Source organism: Uliginosibacterium sp. TH139 (genome assembly GCF_002855595.1).
Taxonomy (GTDB): Bacteria; Pseudomonadota; Gammaproteobacteria; order Burkholderiales; family Rhodocyclaceae; genus Uliginosibacterium; species Uliginosibacterium aquaticum.
Genome location: NZ_PKRR01000005.1, coordinates 232,682 through 247,410, shown reverse-complemented (window position 1 = coordinate 247,410; position 14,729 = coordinate 232,682). Strand labels below are relative to the sequence as shown.

At 57.2% G+C, this 14,729-nt stretch carries 15 protein-coding genes and 1 tRNA gene; all 16 read left to right on the top strand.

Features of this window, described 5'->3' with window-relative positions:
* The first annotated feature begins 4 nt into the window (after window positions 1-4).
* The 16 genes from folP (at window position 5) to nuoH (ending at window position 14,727) form a co-directional block, all read left to right on the top strand.
* Window positions 5-859: a dihydropteroate synthase gene (gene folP, locus C0V76_RS13740; RefSeq protein ID WP_101943115.1), complete on the top strand. Its 855-nt coding sequence runs from the start codon at window positions 5-7 to the stop codon at window positions 857-859.
* A 51-nt stretch (window positions 860-910) separates the two neighbouring features.
* Complete coding sequence (gene glmM / locus C0V76_RS13735; protein WP_101943114.1) at window positions 911-2,263, top strand: phosphoglucosamine mutase; 1,353 nt, start codon at window positions 911-913, stop codon at window positions 2,261-2,263.
* Window positions 2,264-2,348: 85 nt separating this feature from the next.
* Window positions 2,349-3,353, top strand: a complete 1,005-nt coding sequence (locus C0V76_RS13730) for a PstS family phosphate ABC transporter substrate-binding protein (protein WP_101943112.1) — start codon at window positions 2,349-2,351, stop codon at window positions 3,351-3,353.
* A gap of 89 nt (window positions 3,354-3,442) precedes the next feature.
* Window positions 3,443-4,390, top strand: a complete 948-nt coding sequence (gene pstC, locus C0V76_RS13725; RefSeq protein ID WP_101943111.1) for a phosphate ABC transporter permease subunit PstC — start codon at window positions 3,443-3,445, stop codon at window positions 4,388-4,390.
* 1 nt (window position 4,391) lies between these two features.
* Window positions 4,392-5,315, top strand: coding sequence for a phosphate ABC transporter permease PstA (pstA, locus tag C0V76_RS13720; protein WP_101943109.1), 924 nt, complete (start codon window positions 4,392-4,394; stop codon window positions 5,313-5,315).
* Between the two features lie 37 nt (window positions 5,316-5,352).
* Window positions 5,353-6,141 carry a phosphate ABC transporter ATP-binding protein PstB gene (gene pstB / locus C0V76_RS13715; RefSeq protein WP_170021106.1) on the top strand — a complete coding sequence of 263 codons (789 nt, stop codon included), beginning with the start codon at window positions 5,353-5,355 and terminating at the stop codon, window positions 6,139-6,141.
* Window positions 6,142-6,223: 82 nt separating this feature from the next.
* Window positions 6,224-6,556 (top strand): preprotein translocase subunit SecG, encoded by a 333-nt coding sequence (gene secG / locus C0V76_RS13710; protein ID WP_101943108.1) that lies wholly within the window; start codon window positions 6,224-6,226, stop codon window positions 6,554-6,556.
* Between the two features lie 71 nt (window positions 6,557-6,627).
* A tRNA-Leu gene (locus C0V76_RS13705) sits at window positions 6,628-6,712 on the top strand.
* A gap of 71 nt (window positions 6,713-6,783) precedes the next feature.
* Window positions 6,784-7,158, top strand: a complete 375-nt coding sequence (locus C0V76_RS13700; protein ID WP_101943106.1) for an NADH-quinone oxidoreductase subunit A — start codon at window positions 6,784-6,786, stop codon at window positions 7,156-7,158.
* A gap of 48 nt (window positions 7,159-7,206) precedes the next feature.
* On the top strand, window positions 7,207-7,698 hold the full coding sequence (locus C0V76_RS13695) for an NADH-quinone oxidoreductase subunit B family protein (protein WP_101943104.1): 492 nt from the start codon (window positions 7,207-7,209) through the stop codon (window positions 7,696-7,698).
* Entirely contained in the window at window positions 7,698-8,297 is a 600-nt protein-coding gene (locus tag C0V76_RS13690) for an NADH-quinone oxidoreductase subunit C (RefSeq protein ID WP_173894002.1), read from the top strand. The genes C0V76_RS13695 and C0V76_RS13690 overlap by 1 nt, the downstream gene beginning before the upstream one ends.
* Window positions 8,290-9,543, top strand: a complete 1,254-nt coding sequence (locus C0V76_RS13685; RefSeq protein WP_101943100.1) for an NADH-quinone oxidoreductase subunit D — start codon at window positions 8,290-8,292, stop codon at window positions 9,541-9,543. Before C0V76_RS13690 ends, C0V76_RS13685 begins: the two co-directional genes overlap by 8 nt.
* A 9-nt stretch (window positions 9,544-9,552) precedes the next feature.
* Complete coding sequence (gene nuoE, locus C0V76_RS13680) at window positions 9,553-10,029, top strand: NADH-quinone oxidoreductase subunit NuoE (RefSeq protein WP_101943216.1); 477 nt, start codon at window positions 9,553-9,555, stop codon at window positions 10,027-10,029.
* Window positions 10,026-11,342, top strand: coding sequence for an NADH-quinone oxidoreductase subunit NuoF (gene nuoF, locus C0V76_RS13675; protein WP_173894001.1), 1,317 nt, complete (start codon window positions 10,026-10,028; stop codon window positions 11,340-11,342). The genes nuoE and nuoF overlap by 4 nt, the downstream gene beginning before the upstream one ends.
* A gap of 2 nt (window positions 11,343-11,344) precedes the next feature.
* Complete coding sequence (gene nuoG / locus C0V76_RS13670; RefSeq protein WP_101943099.1) at window positions 11,345-13,678, top strand: NADH-quinone oxidoreductase subunit NuoG; 2,334 nt, start codon at window positions 11,345-11,347, stop codon at window positions 13,676-13,678.
* Window positions 13,678-14,727 (top strand): NADH-quinone oxidoreductase subunit NuoH, encoded by a 1,050-nt coding sequence (gene nuoH / locus C0V76_RS13665; protein WP_101943097.1) that lies wholly within the window; start codon window positions 13,678-13,680, stop codon window positions 14,725-14,727. Before nuoG ends, nuoH begins: the two co-directional genes overlap by 1 nt.
* The last annotated feature ends 2 nt before the right edge of the window (window positions 14,728-14,729 follow it).

Below are 14,729 nucleotides of genomic sequence, written 5' to 3'. Positions count from 1 at the left end.
ACAGATGGACGCTGTCTCTCGCACCTGGCTGTGCGGAAAGTTCCGCCTCAATCTTGATCTGCCGATGATCATGGCGATCATCAACATGACGCCAGACTCTTTTTCCGGTGACGGTTTGTCGGGTTCCGTCGGCGCAGCCTTGCGCCAGGCTGAGAAAGCCCTGCGGGATGGCGCTGGTATTCTGGATGTGGGTGGTGAATCCACCCGGCCCGGGGCCGAGGCAGTTGGTGAGCAGGAGGAACTGGATAGGGTGATTCCCGTCCTTGAGGCACTGGTCGCCCTGGATGTGCCGGTTTCAGTTGATACGCTCAAGCCTGCGGTGATGCGCGCGGCGATAGCCGCCGGGGTGGCTATCGTGAATGACATCAATGCGCTACGCGCACCAGGTGCTGTGGAGGCCGTGGCAGCCAGTTCGGCTGGTGTGTGCCTGATGCATATGCAAGGCGAGCCGCGCAGCATGCAGGAGGCGCCTGCCTATACCGAGGTTGTGGATGAGGTAGAGGCTTTTCTTTTGCAGCGCCTTGCAGTGCTTGAGGCTTCAGGAGTTGTTGCCGCGCGTATCGCGCTGGACCCTGGCTTCGGTTTTGGCAAGACGCTTGCCCATAATCTGGAGCTGTTTCGCAGCCTGCCGCGCCTGGCCGCTCATGGTTTGCCGCTGCTGGTAGGTGTGTCACGCAAGCGCATGCTGGGCGATATTACAGGTCGGGCCGTTGATCAGCGGATGCCTGCCGCAATTACGGCGGCTGCGCTGGCGGCGCAGCGTGGTGCGGCCATTCTGCGGGTGCATGATGTAGCGGCTACGCGCGATGCTCTCGCCATGTGGGCCGCAATTGACGCAGATCGCCTTTCGGCCTATTGAGCAGCAATGGCCGGGCAGGCACAATCCCGGCCCACGGACAAGGAGACAGGCATGGCACGCAAATATTTCGGCACCGACGGGGTGCGTGGTCAAGTAGGGTGCAGCCCCATCACCCCGGATTTCGTCATGCGTTTGGGTTACGCCGCTGGAAAAACCCTGGCCGCGCGTGGCAAATTGCCGCCAGGGGAGCAGCCAGCCGTGCTGATCGGTAAAGACACCCGGATTTCCGGTTACATGCTGGAGGCTGCGTTGGAGGCCGGTTTTGCGGCCGCGGGGGTGCACGTGATTCTGGCTGGACCGATACCGACACCGGCCGTGGCCTATCTGACGCGCGCATTGCGTCTCCAGGCCGGGGTGGTGATTTCCGCTTCCCATAATCCTTACTACGATAACGGCATCAAATTCTTCTCTGCCTCCGGTACCAAGTTGCCCGATGCGCTCGAGGAAGAAATCGAGGCTCATCTTGATGAGCCGATGGGATGCGCCGAATCGGCCGAATTGGGGCGTGCTCGCCGCATCGATGATGCGGCTGGCCGTTACATCGAGTTCTGCAAGAGCACCTTTCCGAATGATCTGGACTTGCGTGGTCTGAAAATCGCGCTGGATTGTGCCAATGGCGCTGCCTATCACATCGCGCCGAAGGTTTTTCACGAGTTGGGCGCAGATGTGTTCAGCGTCGGCGTCAGCCCGAACGGCCTGAATATCAACGAAAGTGTCGGGGCTACGGCGCCAGCCAGTTTGCGCGAGGCCGTACTGAAGAGTGGCGCAGATCTTGGTGTTGCACTGGATGGTGATGGTGATCGCGTACTGATGTGTGATCACTCTGGTGAATTCTACGATGGCGACAAGTTGTTGTATGTGATTGCTCGTGCACAGAAGCGTGAAGGCCGACTGGAAGGCGTCGTCGGTACGCTCATGAGCAATCTTGGCTTCGAACATGCTGTTGCTCGCCTGGGTGCTGGTTTCGTGCGTGCCAAGGTGGGGGATCGCTATGTCCTGGAACAGCTGCTCGAGCATGGTTACAAGCTGGGCGGCGAGAACTCTGGTCATGTCATCTGCCTTGATCGCCATACGACGGGTGATGGCATCGTTTCTGCGCTGCAGGTGCTGGCGGCCTTGCGTCTGGCCGATGAAACCCTGCCACAGGCCTGCTCGGATCTGGTTTTCTATCCTCAGCGACTGATCAATGTACGCATGAAAGCTGGCTTTGATTGGAAGGTCGATCAAGGCATTGCAGCTGCGCAGAAGGCAGCGGAGGCGGAGCTGGGAAGTGAGGGCAGGGTGTTGTTGCGCCCCTCAGGTACAGAGCCACTGCTGCGTGTGCTGGTCGAAGGAGCTGATGGCGAGAAGGTCGAACGCCTGGCCAGACTGATTGCTGATGCGGTGCGTGAGGCCGTTGAATAAGCTTTTGTTGCCTGTAGCACAGTTGTAACAAACCATTCATATACTGCGCGGGTTGGTTCTGGTCCAACTCAATCAGGAGATTGCGATGAATGGTTTCAAACTGGCCGCGATGGCCGTGGTCTTGGCTGCAGGCTTCAATTCGCTGGGTGCTTACGCTCAGAACGTGATCAAGATCGACGGCTCTTCGACCGTTTTCCCGATTTCCGAGGCCGCTGCTGAGGACTTCCAGAAGCTCAAGAAGGGCTCTGTGAAGGTGACCGTGGGGATGTCCGGCACTGGTGGTGGTTTCAAGAAATTCTGTGCAGGCGAAGCCTCACTGCGTACCGATGTTTCCAATGCCTCGCGTCCGATCACGGCCGCCGAGATGGCAGCCTGCAAGGCTTCTGGTGTCAAGTACATCGAACTGCCGATCGCTTTCGATGCGCTGACCGTGGTGGTGGCCAAGAACAGCCCGATTTCCAGTATTACTGTTGAAGAGCTGAAGAAAATCTGGGAGCCGGCCGCTCAAGGGAAAGTGACCAACTGGAAGCAGGTGAATGCGTCCTTCCCCGACCGAGCCCTCAAGCTCTACGGTCCGGGCACCGACTCCGGTACCTTCGAATATTTCACCGAAGCCACTGTTGGCAAGGCCAAGTCCTCGCGTGGTGACTACACCGCTTCGGAAGACGATAACGTGCTGGTGCAGGGCGTGTCCCGTGACCAAGGTGGGTTGGGGTACTTTGGTTACGCCTATTACGCTGAGAACACTGACAAGCTCAAGGCTGTTGCTGTGTCTGCCGGTGGCAAGCCGGGTGTGCTGCCTTCCGAGAAGTCCGTGATTGACGGTAGCTACGTGCCTCTGTCCCGTCCGATCTTCGTCTATGTGAATGCCGAAGCCGCCAAGCGTCCGGATGTGAAGGAGTTCGTTGAGTTCTATCTGAAGAATGCGGGCAAGTTCTCTCGCGAGGTTAAGTACGTGCCGCTGTCGGATGCCGACTATAAACACGCGCTGGATAACTTTGGTAAGGGCCGCACAGGTACTGCTTTCGGCGGGCATAACGAGATCGGCGTGAAGATTTCCGATCTGCTCAAGCGCGATCCGAAGGAATAAACGCTCTGTGATCAAGCCCCGGTGGATCTGCTTGCGCGGGTCTTCCGGGGCTTTTTGATGAATTGATGGTTCTGGCTTGGTACACTCGAATGATTCAGACGGCCGTAGCAGAGAGTGAGAACAGCATGGGTGGGGTGAGTGATCGACTCAAGCGCAGCAGGGTGCGCAATCTCAAGGAAACCGGGGTCGAAGCGCTCCTGTTTCTGGCTGCCTTTATCTCCGTATTCGTCACCCTCGGGATTGTCTATATCCTCGTCAGCGAATCGCTGGCGTTCTTCCGGCATGTTTCCCTGCTGGATTTCCTGACTGACCGCCAGTGGACGCCTCTCTTCGATGATGCTCACTACGGCATCATGGTGCTGATCTCAGGCACCTTGACCAGTTCGGTCGTGGCGTTGGCGGTAGCCCTGCCGATCGGAACGGTGATTGCGATCTATCTTTCCGAATTTGCTACCTTCCGCGTGCGCGAGATGGCCAAGCCGGTGCTGGAGTTGCTGGGGGGGGTGCCAACGATTGTGTTTGGTTACTTCGCCTTGATTACGGTGACGCCACTGTTGCAGAAGATCTATCCCGATTTGCCCGGTTTCAACATCCTTTCTGCTGGTTTGGTCATGGGCGTGATGATTATTCCTTACGTCAGTTCGCTGTCTGAGGATGCCATGCGCGCCGTGCCAATGAGTTTGCGCGAGGGCGCCTATGCCATGGGCTCGACGCGATTGCAGACAGCGTTGCGTGTGGTTTTTCCGGCCGCCTTCTCCGGTGTGGCCTCTGCTTACGTGCTGGCCATTTCGCGCGCTGTCGGCGAGACCATGATCGTGACCGTGGCTTCCGGCAGCCAGCCGAATCTGACCTTCAACCCGGCAGAGTCGGCAATGACGTTGGCCTCCTATATTGCAGGCGTGTCGCAAGGAGATCTGCCGCACGATTCCATTGGTTACCAAACGATTTTTGCTGCCGGCCTGACCCTGTTCGTCCTCACCCTGCTGTTGAATATTGTGGGTCACTGGATGCGCAAGAAATATCGCGAGGTGTATTGAGATGCAAGATAACGATCTGCAGGCTATCCGCAGCCTGATTGCGCGCCACAAGAGACTGGATTGGTTGTTTGCAGTCTTTGGTATCGCCTGTCTCATGCTGGGTGTTCTGACCTTGACATCCCTGTTTGTTGATATGTGGATGACCGGGGCTGAGCGACTCCATCCGGATTTTTTGACCAATTTCCCCTCTCGTCGGGCAGGGCAGGCTGGCATCCTAGCGGCTTGGGTGGGGTCTCTGCTGGTGATGCTGGTGACGGCAGCTGTGGCCATCCCCCTCGGCGTTGCGGCCGGGGTTTACCTCGAAGAATATGCCCCCAAGAACTGGCTAACCGACATCATCGAGATCAATGTTTCCAACTTGGCAGGGGTTCCGTCCATTGTCTATGGCCTCCTGGGGCTTGGGATGTTCGTCTACACCTTCGGTCTCGGACGCAGCATCCTGACCGCAGGCCTGACGCTGGCTCTACTGATCCTGCCTGTGGTGATCGTGGCAACCCGTGAAGCGATCCGTGCGATTCCTCAGATGATTCGCGAAGGAGCGTATGCCTGTGGCGCTACGACTTGGCAGACTGTGCGTGATCACATCGTGCCGTATTCCAGTCCCGGCATTCTGACTGGTGTGATCATCGGTATGGCACGCGCCATTGGTGAGACTGCGCCACTGATCGTCGTGGGCGCTGTGACTTTCATTGCCTATCTTCCGCCCGCACCGTTGTCCGGAGATCCAGCCGCCGGTTTGTTCGACTGGGCTCAGGCCGCTTTTACCGTGTTGCCGATCCAGATGTTCAACTGGACCTCCCGCCCCGATGTGGCGTTTCATGCCAATGCAGCTGCAGCAGGCTTGGTATTGGTCGGTATGACCCTCGCGATGAATGCTGTCGCAATCTGGTTGCGCTATCGCCTGCGCAAGAACATCAAGTGGTAAGTCCTTCCGGATATCCAGCCCGAACTCCCTCGAGAGAATGATCATGACGCTGAACACCTCCCCTGAACGCATCAAGGCTGAAGTCAAAGGCTTCAATTTCCATTACGGAGCCTTTCACGCACTCAAGAACATCAACATGCCGATTCACGAGCGCAAGGTCACCGCGCTGATCGGCCCCTCCGGTTGCGGCAAGTCCACCCTGTTGCGGTCATTTAATCGCATGCACGATCTGTATCCGGGTAATCGCTACCAAGGCGAGATTCGTTTGCATCCGGACAATACCAATCTGCTTGATCAGGCGGTTGATCCGATCGAGGTGCGCATGCGCATCTCTATGGTGTTCCAGAAGCCTAACCCCTTCCCGAAATCGATTTATGAAAACGTCGCCTACGGCCTGCGCGTACGTGGCGAACGCAGTCGCGCGGTGATTGATGAGAAGGTCGAGCAGGCGTTGCGTGGGGCTGCGCTGTGGGATGAGGTCAAGGATAGGCTCAACAGCTTGGGGGCAAACCTCTCCGGCGGTCAGCAGCAACGCTTGTGCATTGCACGTGCATTGGCAACCGATCCCGAGATTATTCTGTTTGATGAGCCTACCTCCGCTCTTGATCCTATTGCCACGGCCAGCATCGAAGAGCTTGTTACCGAACTCAAGAACAAGGTCACGATTCTGATCGTGACGCATAACATGCAGCAGGCTGCACGAGTGTCCGATTACACCGCCTACATGTATCTGGGTGAGATGGTTGAGTTCGGGGTGACGGACCAGATGTTCATTAAGCCGCAAAAAAAACAGACTGAAGATTACATTACTGGGCGCTTTGGCTAAGGTTTACGCCTTTCTCCGTTGACCGGCTATCTTTGGCTGGCTATAATTCTGTCTTTCCTCAAACAGCGTATCGCTTCCTCTTATGGGCAGCTTCTGGTTCAGTCTCCTGCTGGTGCTTCACATTCTTGTTGGGTGTGCTGTAATTGGCTTTGTGCTTCTGCAGCACGGCAAGGGCGCTGATATGGGTGCTGCTTTTGGTAGTGGTGCTTCTGGTAGTCTCTTTGGGTCATCCGGGTCTGCGAACTTCCTCAGTCGCACGACTGCGATCCTGGCGACAGTGTTTTTCATTACCAGTCTCGCTTTGAGTTATTTTGCCTCGGCTACTCGCCAGCCTGCGTCTCAGAGTTTGATGCAGGGGGTGGTGGTTCCGGCTGCGTCAGCGCCGGCGGCTTCAGGGCAGGATGTGCCAAAGTAAGTCTGTAAAAAAATAGAATAAGGTGGTTAGGGTGGTGTATATCCACCTATAATTCACAGCAGTTTAGTAGTGCCGACGTGGTGAAATTGGTAGACACGCCATCTTGAGGGGGTGGTGGCGCAAGCCGTATGAGTTCGAGTCTCATCGTCGGCACCAGAGAGAATGAAACGCCCGCTTTGATGCGGGCGTTTTGCAATGAGCAGTCTTCCCACCCCAGAGGAAGCATGATGCTGAATAATTATTTTCCGGTTCTGCTCTTTATCGCAGTCGGTCTTGCTGTTGGTGTTGCACCAATGGTATTGGGCCGTCTGCTTGGCCCCCATAGACCTGATCCGCAAAAGCTCACGCCCTATGAGTGCGGATTCGAGCCCTTCGAAGAAGCGCGTATGCGCTTCGACGTACGCTACTATCTGATCGCAATTCTCTTCATTCTGTTTGACCTTGAGGTGGCTTTTTTGCTGCCCTGGGCTTCCATCGTGAAAGAGCTAGCTGGCAACGAGGCTGTTCGTTTGTTCGGTTTTTACGAAATGTTCGTGTTTTTGGGCATTCTCGTGATCGGTTACGTGTACGTCTGGAAGAAAGGCGCGCTCGACTGGGAATAATCCCGCTCGACACGCATTCCGGACGCCTTACTCCTTGAGGGGCGCTCTGTGAGCATCGAAGGTGTTTTTCGCGAAGGCTTCGTCACGACGTCGCTGGATGCCGTCATTAACTGGACGCGCACCGGCTCCTTGTGGCCGATGACTTTTGGTCTTGCTTGCTGTGCTGTGGAAATGATCCATGCCGGCTGTTCCCGTTACGACCTGGATAGATTCGGCGTTGTATTTCGTCCGAGTCCGCGTCAGTCTGATCTGATGATTGTTGCCGGCACGCTGTGCAACAAGATGGCGCCTGCCTTGCGCCGCGTTTACGATCAGATGGCTGAACCGCGCTGGGTGATTTCCATGGGCTCCTGTGCCAACGGCGGTGGCTATTACCACTATTCCTATTCCGTGGTGCGTGGTTGCGATCGCATCGTGCCGGTCGACGTCTATGTGCCGGGCTGTCCGCCTACTGCAGAAGCACTGATTTACGGCATTCTGCAATTGCAGAACAAGATTCGTCGCACCAATACCATTGCGCGTGAAGGAGTGGCTGCCTGATGAGCAAGCTTGAACGTCTGTCACAGGCGCTGCATCAGATTCTGGCTGGGCGTGTGCTTGCCATTGAGAGCGATCTTGGCGAGCTGACCCTTGATGTGAGGGCCGAGGACTACTTTGAGGTTGCGCGCATGCTGCGCGATCATTCCGAGCTTGGTTTTGAACAACTGATCGATCTGGCCGGCATCGACTATTCGGGTTATTGCGGCAAGCTGAAGCATCCTCAGCGCTTTGCAGCTGTTTCTCATCTGTTATCGGTTGCTAATAACTGGCGTTTACGTCTGCGTGTGTACGCGGACCATGATGAGTTCCCTGTTGTTCACTCTCTGTGCGAAATTTGGCCGGCCGTAAGTTGGTTTGAGCGTGAAGCTTTCGATATGTTCGGTATCCTGTTTGAGGGGCATCCGGATTTGCGCCGTATCCTTACCGACTATGGATTTGTTGGTCACCCATTCCGCAAGGATTTTCCTGTTTCGGGTTTCATGGAAATGAATTACGACAAGGAGCAGGGGCGCGTGGTTTACCAACCCGTGAGCATTGAGCCGCGCGAAAATACTCCGCGTATCGTGCGTGACGAGGCTTACGGAGGTGGTCGTGGCTGAAATCAAAAACTACACGATCAACTTCGGTCCGCAGCATCCAGCCGCGCACGGCGTATTACGGTTGATTCTAGAGCTCTCGGGCGAGGTCGTAGAGCGTGCCGATCCGCACATTGGCTTGCTACACCGGGGGACTGAGAAGCTAGCCGAGACTCGTACCTGGATTCAATCTGTACCGTACATGGACCGTCTTGATTACGTGTCCATGATGTGCAATGAGCATGCTTATTGCATGGCAATCGAGAGGTTGTTGGGCGTCGACGTGCCGCTGCGTGCTCAGTACATCCGGGTGATGTTTGATGAGATCACACGTGTTCTGAATCACCTATTGAACATTGGTACGCATGCGCTGGATATTGGCGCGATGACCATGGTGCTGTATACCTTCCGTGAGCGTGAAGACCTCATGGATGCGTATGAAGCGGTATCCGGTGCGCGCATGCATGCGGCCTACTATCGTCCGGGTGGCGTCTATCGTGACCTGCCGGATCAGATGCCGAAGTATCAGGTCAATAAATTCAAAGATGCGGCAACGGTCAAAAAGCTCAATACGGCACGCGAAGGCTCCTTGCTGGACTTTCTTGAGGACTTCACCAATCGTTTCCCGACTTACATCGATGAGTATGAAACCCTGCTGACAGATAACCGCATCTGGAAGCAGCGGACTGTTGGCATCGGTGTGGTTTCGCCTGAGCGAGCACTCGCGCTGGGCTTTACCGGTCCGATGCTTCGTGGCTCCGGCATCGTGTGGGATCTGCGCAAGAAGCAGCCTTACGAAGTCTATGACCGCTTGGATTTTGATATCCCGGTTGGTACTAACGGCGATTGCTATGACCGTTATCTCGTGCGTATGGAAGAGATGCGTCAGAGCAACCGCATCATTAAGCAGTGTATTGACTGGCTGCGCAAGAATCCGGGGCCTGTCATCACGAATAACCACAAGGTTGCGCCGCCGTCTCGCGAAAAGATGAAGAGCAACATGGAGGAGTTGATCCACCATTTCAAGCTCTTCACCGAAGGCATGCATGTGCCGGAAGGTCAAGTTTACGCTGGAGTCGAGCATCCCAAGGGTGAGTTCGGCGTATACGCCGTTTCTGATGGGGCAAACAAGCCTTGGCGCCTGAAACTGCGTGCTCCGGGCTTCTCGCACCTAGCTGCGATGGATGAAATGGCCAAGGGCCACATGATTGCCGACGTTGTCGCCATCATCGGCACGATGGATATCGTGTTCGGTGAGATTGATCGATAAGAGATGAGCATGCTGAGCGCAGAATCCCTGCTGTTGATAGACCGAGAAGTAGCCAAGTATCCGGCCGACCAGAAACAGTCGGCTGTGATGGGGGCCTTGCGGATTGCCCAGACCGAGAAGCACTGGCTGGCTCCGGAAACCATCGAGTTCGTCGCCAGCTATTTGGGCATGCCGGCCATGGCGGCCTATGAGGTGGCGAGTTTCTACAACATGTACGACCTCAAGCCGGTCGGCGCGCATAAGATTACGGTGTGTACCAATCTGCCCTGTGCGCTCTCCGGGGGCGTTGAGGCTGCGGAATATCTGAAGGAAAAGCTGGGTGTGGGTTTCAACGAAACCACGGCCGATGGCAAGTTTACCCTGAAGGAAGGCGAATGCATGGGCGCTTGCGGTGATGCGCCGGTCATGCTGCACAACAATCACAAGATGTGCTGCCGTATGACGTGCGAACAGATCGACAGCATGATCGAGGAGCTCTCCAAATGAGCGAGACCCGGTTGATTCTTGCCGATCTGGATGGTGACCGTACCTGGCGTCTGGCTGATTACATCCAGCGCGGCGGCTACGAAGCGCTGAAAAAGATCATGGCTGAGAAGACTGCGCCGGATGACATCATCGGCGTCCTGAAGGCTTCCAACCTGCGTGGCCGCGGCGGCGCGGGTTTTCCGACCGGATTGAAGTGGAGCTTCATGCCCAAGGCCTATGTGGGCCCGAAGTATGTAGTCTGCAATTCCGATGAAGGCGAGCCTGGCACCTTCAAGGATCGCGATATCCTGCGCTACAACCCGCACGCCGTGATCGAAGGCATGATCATCGCCGGCTACACCATGGGTTGCGTGGCGGGCTACAACTACATTCACGGCGAGATTTTCGAAGTCTATGAGCGCTTCGAAGAGGCTCTGGCAGAAGCGCGTGCAGCTGGTCTCCTGGGCAAGAACATTCTGGGTTCGGATTTCAATTTCGATCTGTTTGCTCACCATGGTTACGGCGCCTATGTCTGCGGCGAGGAAACCGGTCTGCTGGAGTCGTTGGAGGGCAAGAAAGGCCAGCCGCGTTTCAAGCCGCCTTTCCCGGCTAGTTTCGGTCTGTACGGCAAGCCCACCACGATCAACAACACCGAGACCTTCGCCTCCGTGCCCTTCATTTTGCGCATGGGGGGTGAAGCGTTCCTGAATCTGGGCAAGCCGAATAACGGCGGCACCAAGATCTTTTCAGTGTCCGGTCATGTGAATCGCCCGGGCAACTACGAGGTGCGTCTTGGTACGCCGTTCGCAGAACTGCTTGAAATGGCGGGTGGCATGCGCGGTGGTCGCAAGATCAAGGCTGTAATTCCCGGTGGTTCGTCTGCTCCGGTGGTGCCGGGTGAGATCATGATGGATCTCACCATGGATTACGATGCCATCTCCAAGGCAGGCTCCATGCTCGGCTCCGGGGCGGTGATCGTCATGGATGAGACGACCTGCATGGTCAAGGCGCTGGAGCGCCTCTCGTATTTCTATTTCGAGGAATCCTGCGGTCAATGTACGCCTTGCCGTGAAGGTACGGGCTGGATGTACAAGATGATGCATCGCATCGAGCACGGCGAGGGCAGGGCAGAGGATCTTGCCTTGCTGGATAACGTGGCAGAGAACATCATGGGCCGTACGATCTGTGCGCTGGGAGATGCTGCTGCCATGCCAGTGCGCGGCTTCCTCAAGCACTATCGCGACGAATTCGCCTATCACATCGAACACAAGCGTTGCCTGGTTTCCGTTGAATTGCAGCGGGAAGGCAGCCGGATTTACGTGCGCCAGGATTGAGCATGCTAGAGATCGAAATCGACGGCCAGAAGGTGGAGGCGGCGCCGGGTAGCACCGTGATGGAAGCTGCGCGCAAGATCGGCAAGCACATCCCGCACTTCTGCTACCACAAGAAGCTTTCCATTGCCGCAAATTGCCGGATGTGTCTGGTGGAAGTGGAGAAGATGCCCAAGGCGGTGCCTGCCTGTGCCACGCCGGTGACGGCCGACATGAAGGTCAGCACCACTTCCGAGAAGGCGGTGAAGGCGCAGAAGTCCGTCATGGAATTCCTGCTGATCAACCACCCTCTGGATTGCCCGATCTGCGATCAGGGTGGCGAGTGTCAGTTGCAGGATCTGGCGGTGGGTTACGGTGCCTCGGGCTCGCGTTATCAGGAAGAGAAGCGGGTCGTCTTCAACAAGAATCTCGGCCCGCTGGTGAATACCGACATGACGCGTTGCATTCACTGCTCGCGTTGTGTTCGCTTCGGTCAGGAGATTTCAGGCGTCATGGAATTGGGTATCGCCAACCGCGGCGAGCACTCCGAAGTGATGACCTTTGTAGATCGTTCGCTGGATTCCGAACTTTCCGGCAATGCCATCGATCTATGCCCGGTCGGCGCGCTGACTTCCAAGCCTTTCCGCTTTGGCGCACGCACCTGGGAAATGGCGCGACGCAAGTCGGTGAGCCCCCATGATTCTCTGGGTGCGAACCTGCAAGTGCAGATCAAGCACGACAAAGTCATGCGCGTGCTGCCGCTCGAAAACGAGGATGTTAACGAGTGCTGGATCTCTGATCGCGACCGCTTCTCTTACGAGGGTCTGGATGCCGAAGATCGTCTGACCGTGCCGCAGATTAAGCATGGCGGCGAGTGGCACAAGGTTGATTGGCAGACGGCGCTGGATTATGTCGTGCGCACTCTGAACGACATCAAGGGTACGCATGGCGCCGAACAGATTGCGGCCCTGATTTCGCCGCAGAGCACGGTGGAGGAGATGTATCTCGCGCAGAAGCTGTTGCGTGGGCTGGGTTCGGACAACATCGATACTCGTCTGCGCCAGAGCGATTTCTCGCTCGATGGCAAGCGTGCCGGTGCGCCATGGCTTGGCATGCCGGTGGCTGGCCTGTCCACGCTCGATTCCGCACTGGTGATCGGCAGCTTCCTGCGCAAGGATCATCCGCTGATGGCCCAGCGTCTGCGTCAAGCGCAGCGCCGCGGCGGCAAGATCGCGCGCGTCAATGCCTGTGGCGATGACTGGCTGATTCCGTTGGCGGCGGAAGCGATCGTGGCGCCGGATCGGCTGACGGCTTCGTTGGCGGCGGTGCTGGCGGCAGTGTCAAGCAAGGCCGGCATTCAGGTTGCCGCCGAGTATGCTGATTTGGCCGGCAAGGCCAGCGTTGACGCTTCTGCGCAAGCAGTAGCGGATGCCCTGCTGACGGGCGAGAAGCGCGCAGTGTTGCTGGGCAATCTGGCGGTACAGCACCCCAATGCGGCTTCCCTGCAGATTCTTGCAGCCGAGATCGCCCGTATCGCCGGTGCGAGCTTTGGCTTCTTGGGCGAATCTGCGGGTTCGGTCGGCGCTTACCTGGTCAAGGCTGTGCCGCAATCCGGCCTGAATGCTGCGGCGATGCTGGCTTCGCCACGCAAGGCCTATTTGCTGCTGGGTGTGGAGCCCGAGCTGGATTGCGACGACGGCGTGGCTGCTCGCGCAGCGCTCGATCAGGCCGCCAGCGTGATCTACATGGGTAGTTTTGCCGGCAAGGCTGCGGAGTATGCAGACGTGATGTTGCCGGTGGCGCCTTTCACGGAAACCTCCGGCAGCTTTGTGAATGCCGAAGGGCGTGTGCAGTCCTTCAATGCCGTGGTTAAACCCTTGGGTGAGACCCGTCCTGCTTGGAAGCTGCTGCGCGTGCTGGGCAATTTGTTTGGCTTGTCCGGTTTTGAGCAGGACTCTTCCGAAGCGGTGCGTGATGAAGCATTGGCTGGAGATATCAGCGTGCTTTTGAACAATGCGGTGTCATCCTTCGTTCCGAAGCTGGATGCTCCTGCGGCGGGTTTGCAGCGCATTGCGGACGTGCCTATCTATTCCACTGATGCGCTGGTGCGCCGCGCCGCGCCGCTGCAGAAAACGCGGGATGCGGCCAAAGCTAAGGCCCGCATTCATCCGGCGGCTTTGCAGTCTCTTGGTCTTGAGTCTGGTGCTGAGGTGCTGGTGACTTCTTCCTGCGGGAAAGTGGCATTGCGTGTGTTGAGTGATGCTGCTGTACCGCAAGGCTGCGTCAGGGTTTCTGCCGCCCAAGCTTCGACCATTGCGCTGGGTGCCATGTCCGGCGATCTGAAGGTGGAGCGCGCATGATGGATCAACTCCTGCAACCTTTTGCGTCCTTTTTCGGCCCGCTGTGGGTCGTGGTGTGGACGATGGTGAAGATCGTGCTGATCGTTGCTCCGCTGATGGGCGCGGTGGCCTACATGACACTGGCCGAGCGCAAGGTGATCGGCTGGATTCAGGTGCGTATCGGCCCGAATCGGGTCGGGCCGCTGGGCTTGCTGCAGCCGGTGGCGGATGGTCTCAAGCTGCTGTTCAAGGAAATCATTTCGCCGGCCAAGGCCAGTACGGGATTGTTTTTCCTCGGCCCGATCATGGCGATTGCTCCCGCCTTTGCGGCTTGGGCCGTGGTGCCTTTCGCCGATGGGCTGGTGCTGGCGGATGTGAATGCCGGCCTGTTGTTCCTGATGGCAATCACCTCGCTGGGGGTGTATGGCGTAATCATCGCGGGCTGGGCGTCGAACTCCAAGTACGCTCTGTTGGGCGCCATGCGCTCGGCCGCGCAGATGGTGTCTTATGAACTGGCGATGGGCTTCTCGCTGGTATGCGTGCTGATGATCTCGGGCTCGCTGAATATTTCCGAAATTGTGGCAGGGCAGGGCGTCGGGCGATTTGCCGATATGGGTGTGGGGTTCCTCAGCTGGAATTGGTTGCCCCTGTTGCCGATGTTCTTTGTGTATTTCGTCTCGGGTGTGGCGGAAACCAACCGCGCTCCGTTTGACGTGGTGGAAGGCGAATCGGAGATCGTAGCCGGCCACATGATCGAGTATTCCGGCATGGCGTTTTCGCTGTTTTTCCTTGCCGAGTACGCCAACATGATTCTGGTGGCGGTGCTGACTGCTGTGTTTTTCCTTGGCGGGTGGCTCTCGCCGGTGGGCTTCTTGCCCGATGGCATCTGGTGGCTGCTGGCCAAGGCGTCGCTGCTGTTGTTCGTTTTCCTTTGGATCCGTGCCACGTTCCCGCGCTTCCGTTACGACCAGATCATGCGTCTGGGCTGGAAGGTATTCATCCCCCTGTGTCTGCTCTGGGTGCTTGTTCTTGGCATCTGGATCATGTCGCCGCTGTCGATCTGGAAGTAAGC

What these genes read in the sequence shown, in the direction of transcription:
- C0V76_RS13730 (WP_101943112.1), top strand. Translation starts at nt 2,349, where the DNA reads ATGAATGGTTTCAAACTGGCCGCGATGGCCGTGGTCTTGGCTGCAGGC.
- secG (WP_101943108.1), top strand. Translation starts at nt 6,224, where the DNA reads ATGGGCAGCTTCTGGTTCAGTCTCCTGCTGGTGCTTCACATTCTTGTT.
- nuoG (WP_101943099.1), top strand. Translation starts at nt 11,345, where the DNA reads ATGCTAGAGATCGAAATCGACGGCCAGAAGGTGGAGGCGGCGCCGGGT.
- nuoE (WP_101943216.1), top strand. Translation starts at nt 9,553, where the DNA reads ATGCTGAGCGCAGAATCCCTGCTGTTGATAGACCGAGAAGTAGCCAAG.
- C0V76_RS13690 (WP_173894002.1), top strand. Translation starts at nt 7,698, where the DNA reads ATGAGCAAGCTTGAACGTCTGTCACAGGCGCTGCATCAGATTCTGGCT.
- C0V76_RS13700 (WP_101943106.1), top strand. Translation starts at nt 6,784, where the DNA reads ATGCTGAATAATTATTTTCCGGTTCTGCTCTTTATCGCAGTCGGTCTT.
- folP (WP_101943115.1), top strand. Translation starts at nt 5, where the DNA reads ATGGACGCTGTCTCTCGCACCTGGCTGTGCGGAAAGTTCCGCCTCAAT.
- pstB (WP_170021106.1), top strand. Translation starts at nt 5,353, where the DNA reads ATGATCATGACGCTGAACACCTCCCCTGAACGCATCAAGGCTGAAGTC.
- glmM (WP_101943114.1), top strand. Translation starts at nt 911, where the DNA reads ATGGCACGCAAATATTTCGGCACCGACGGGGTGCGTGGTCAAGTAGGG.
- pstC (WP_101943111.1), top strand. Translation starts at nt 3,443, where the DNA reads ATGATTCAGACGGCCGTAGCAGAGAGTGAGAACAGCATGGGTGGGGTG.
- pstA (WP_101943109.1), top strand. Translation starts at nt 4,392, where the DNA reads ATGCAAGATAACGATCTGCAGGCTATCCGCAGCCTGATTGCGCGCCAC.
- nuoH (WP_101943097.1), top strand. Translation starts at nt 13,678, where the DNA reads ATGGATCAACTCCTGCAACCTTTTGCGTCCTTTTTCGGCCCGCTGTGG.
- nuoF (WP_173894001.1), top strand. Translation starts at nt 10,026, where the DNA reads ATGAGCGAGACCCGGTTGATTCTTGCCGATCTGGATGGTGACCGTACC.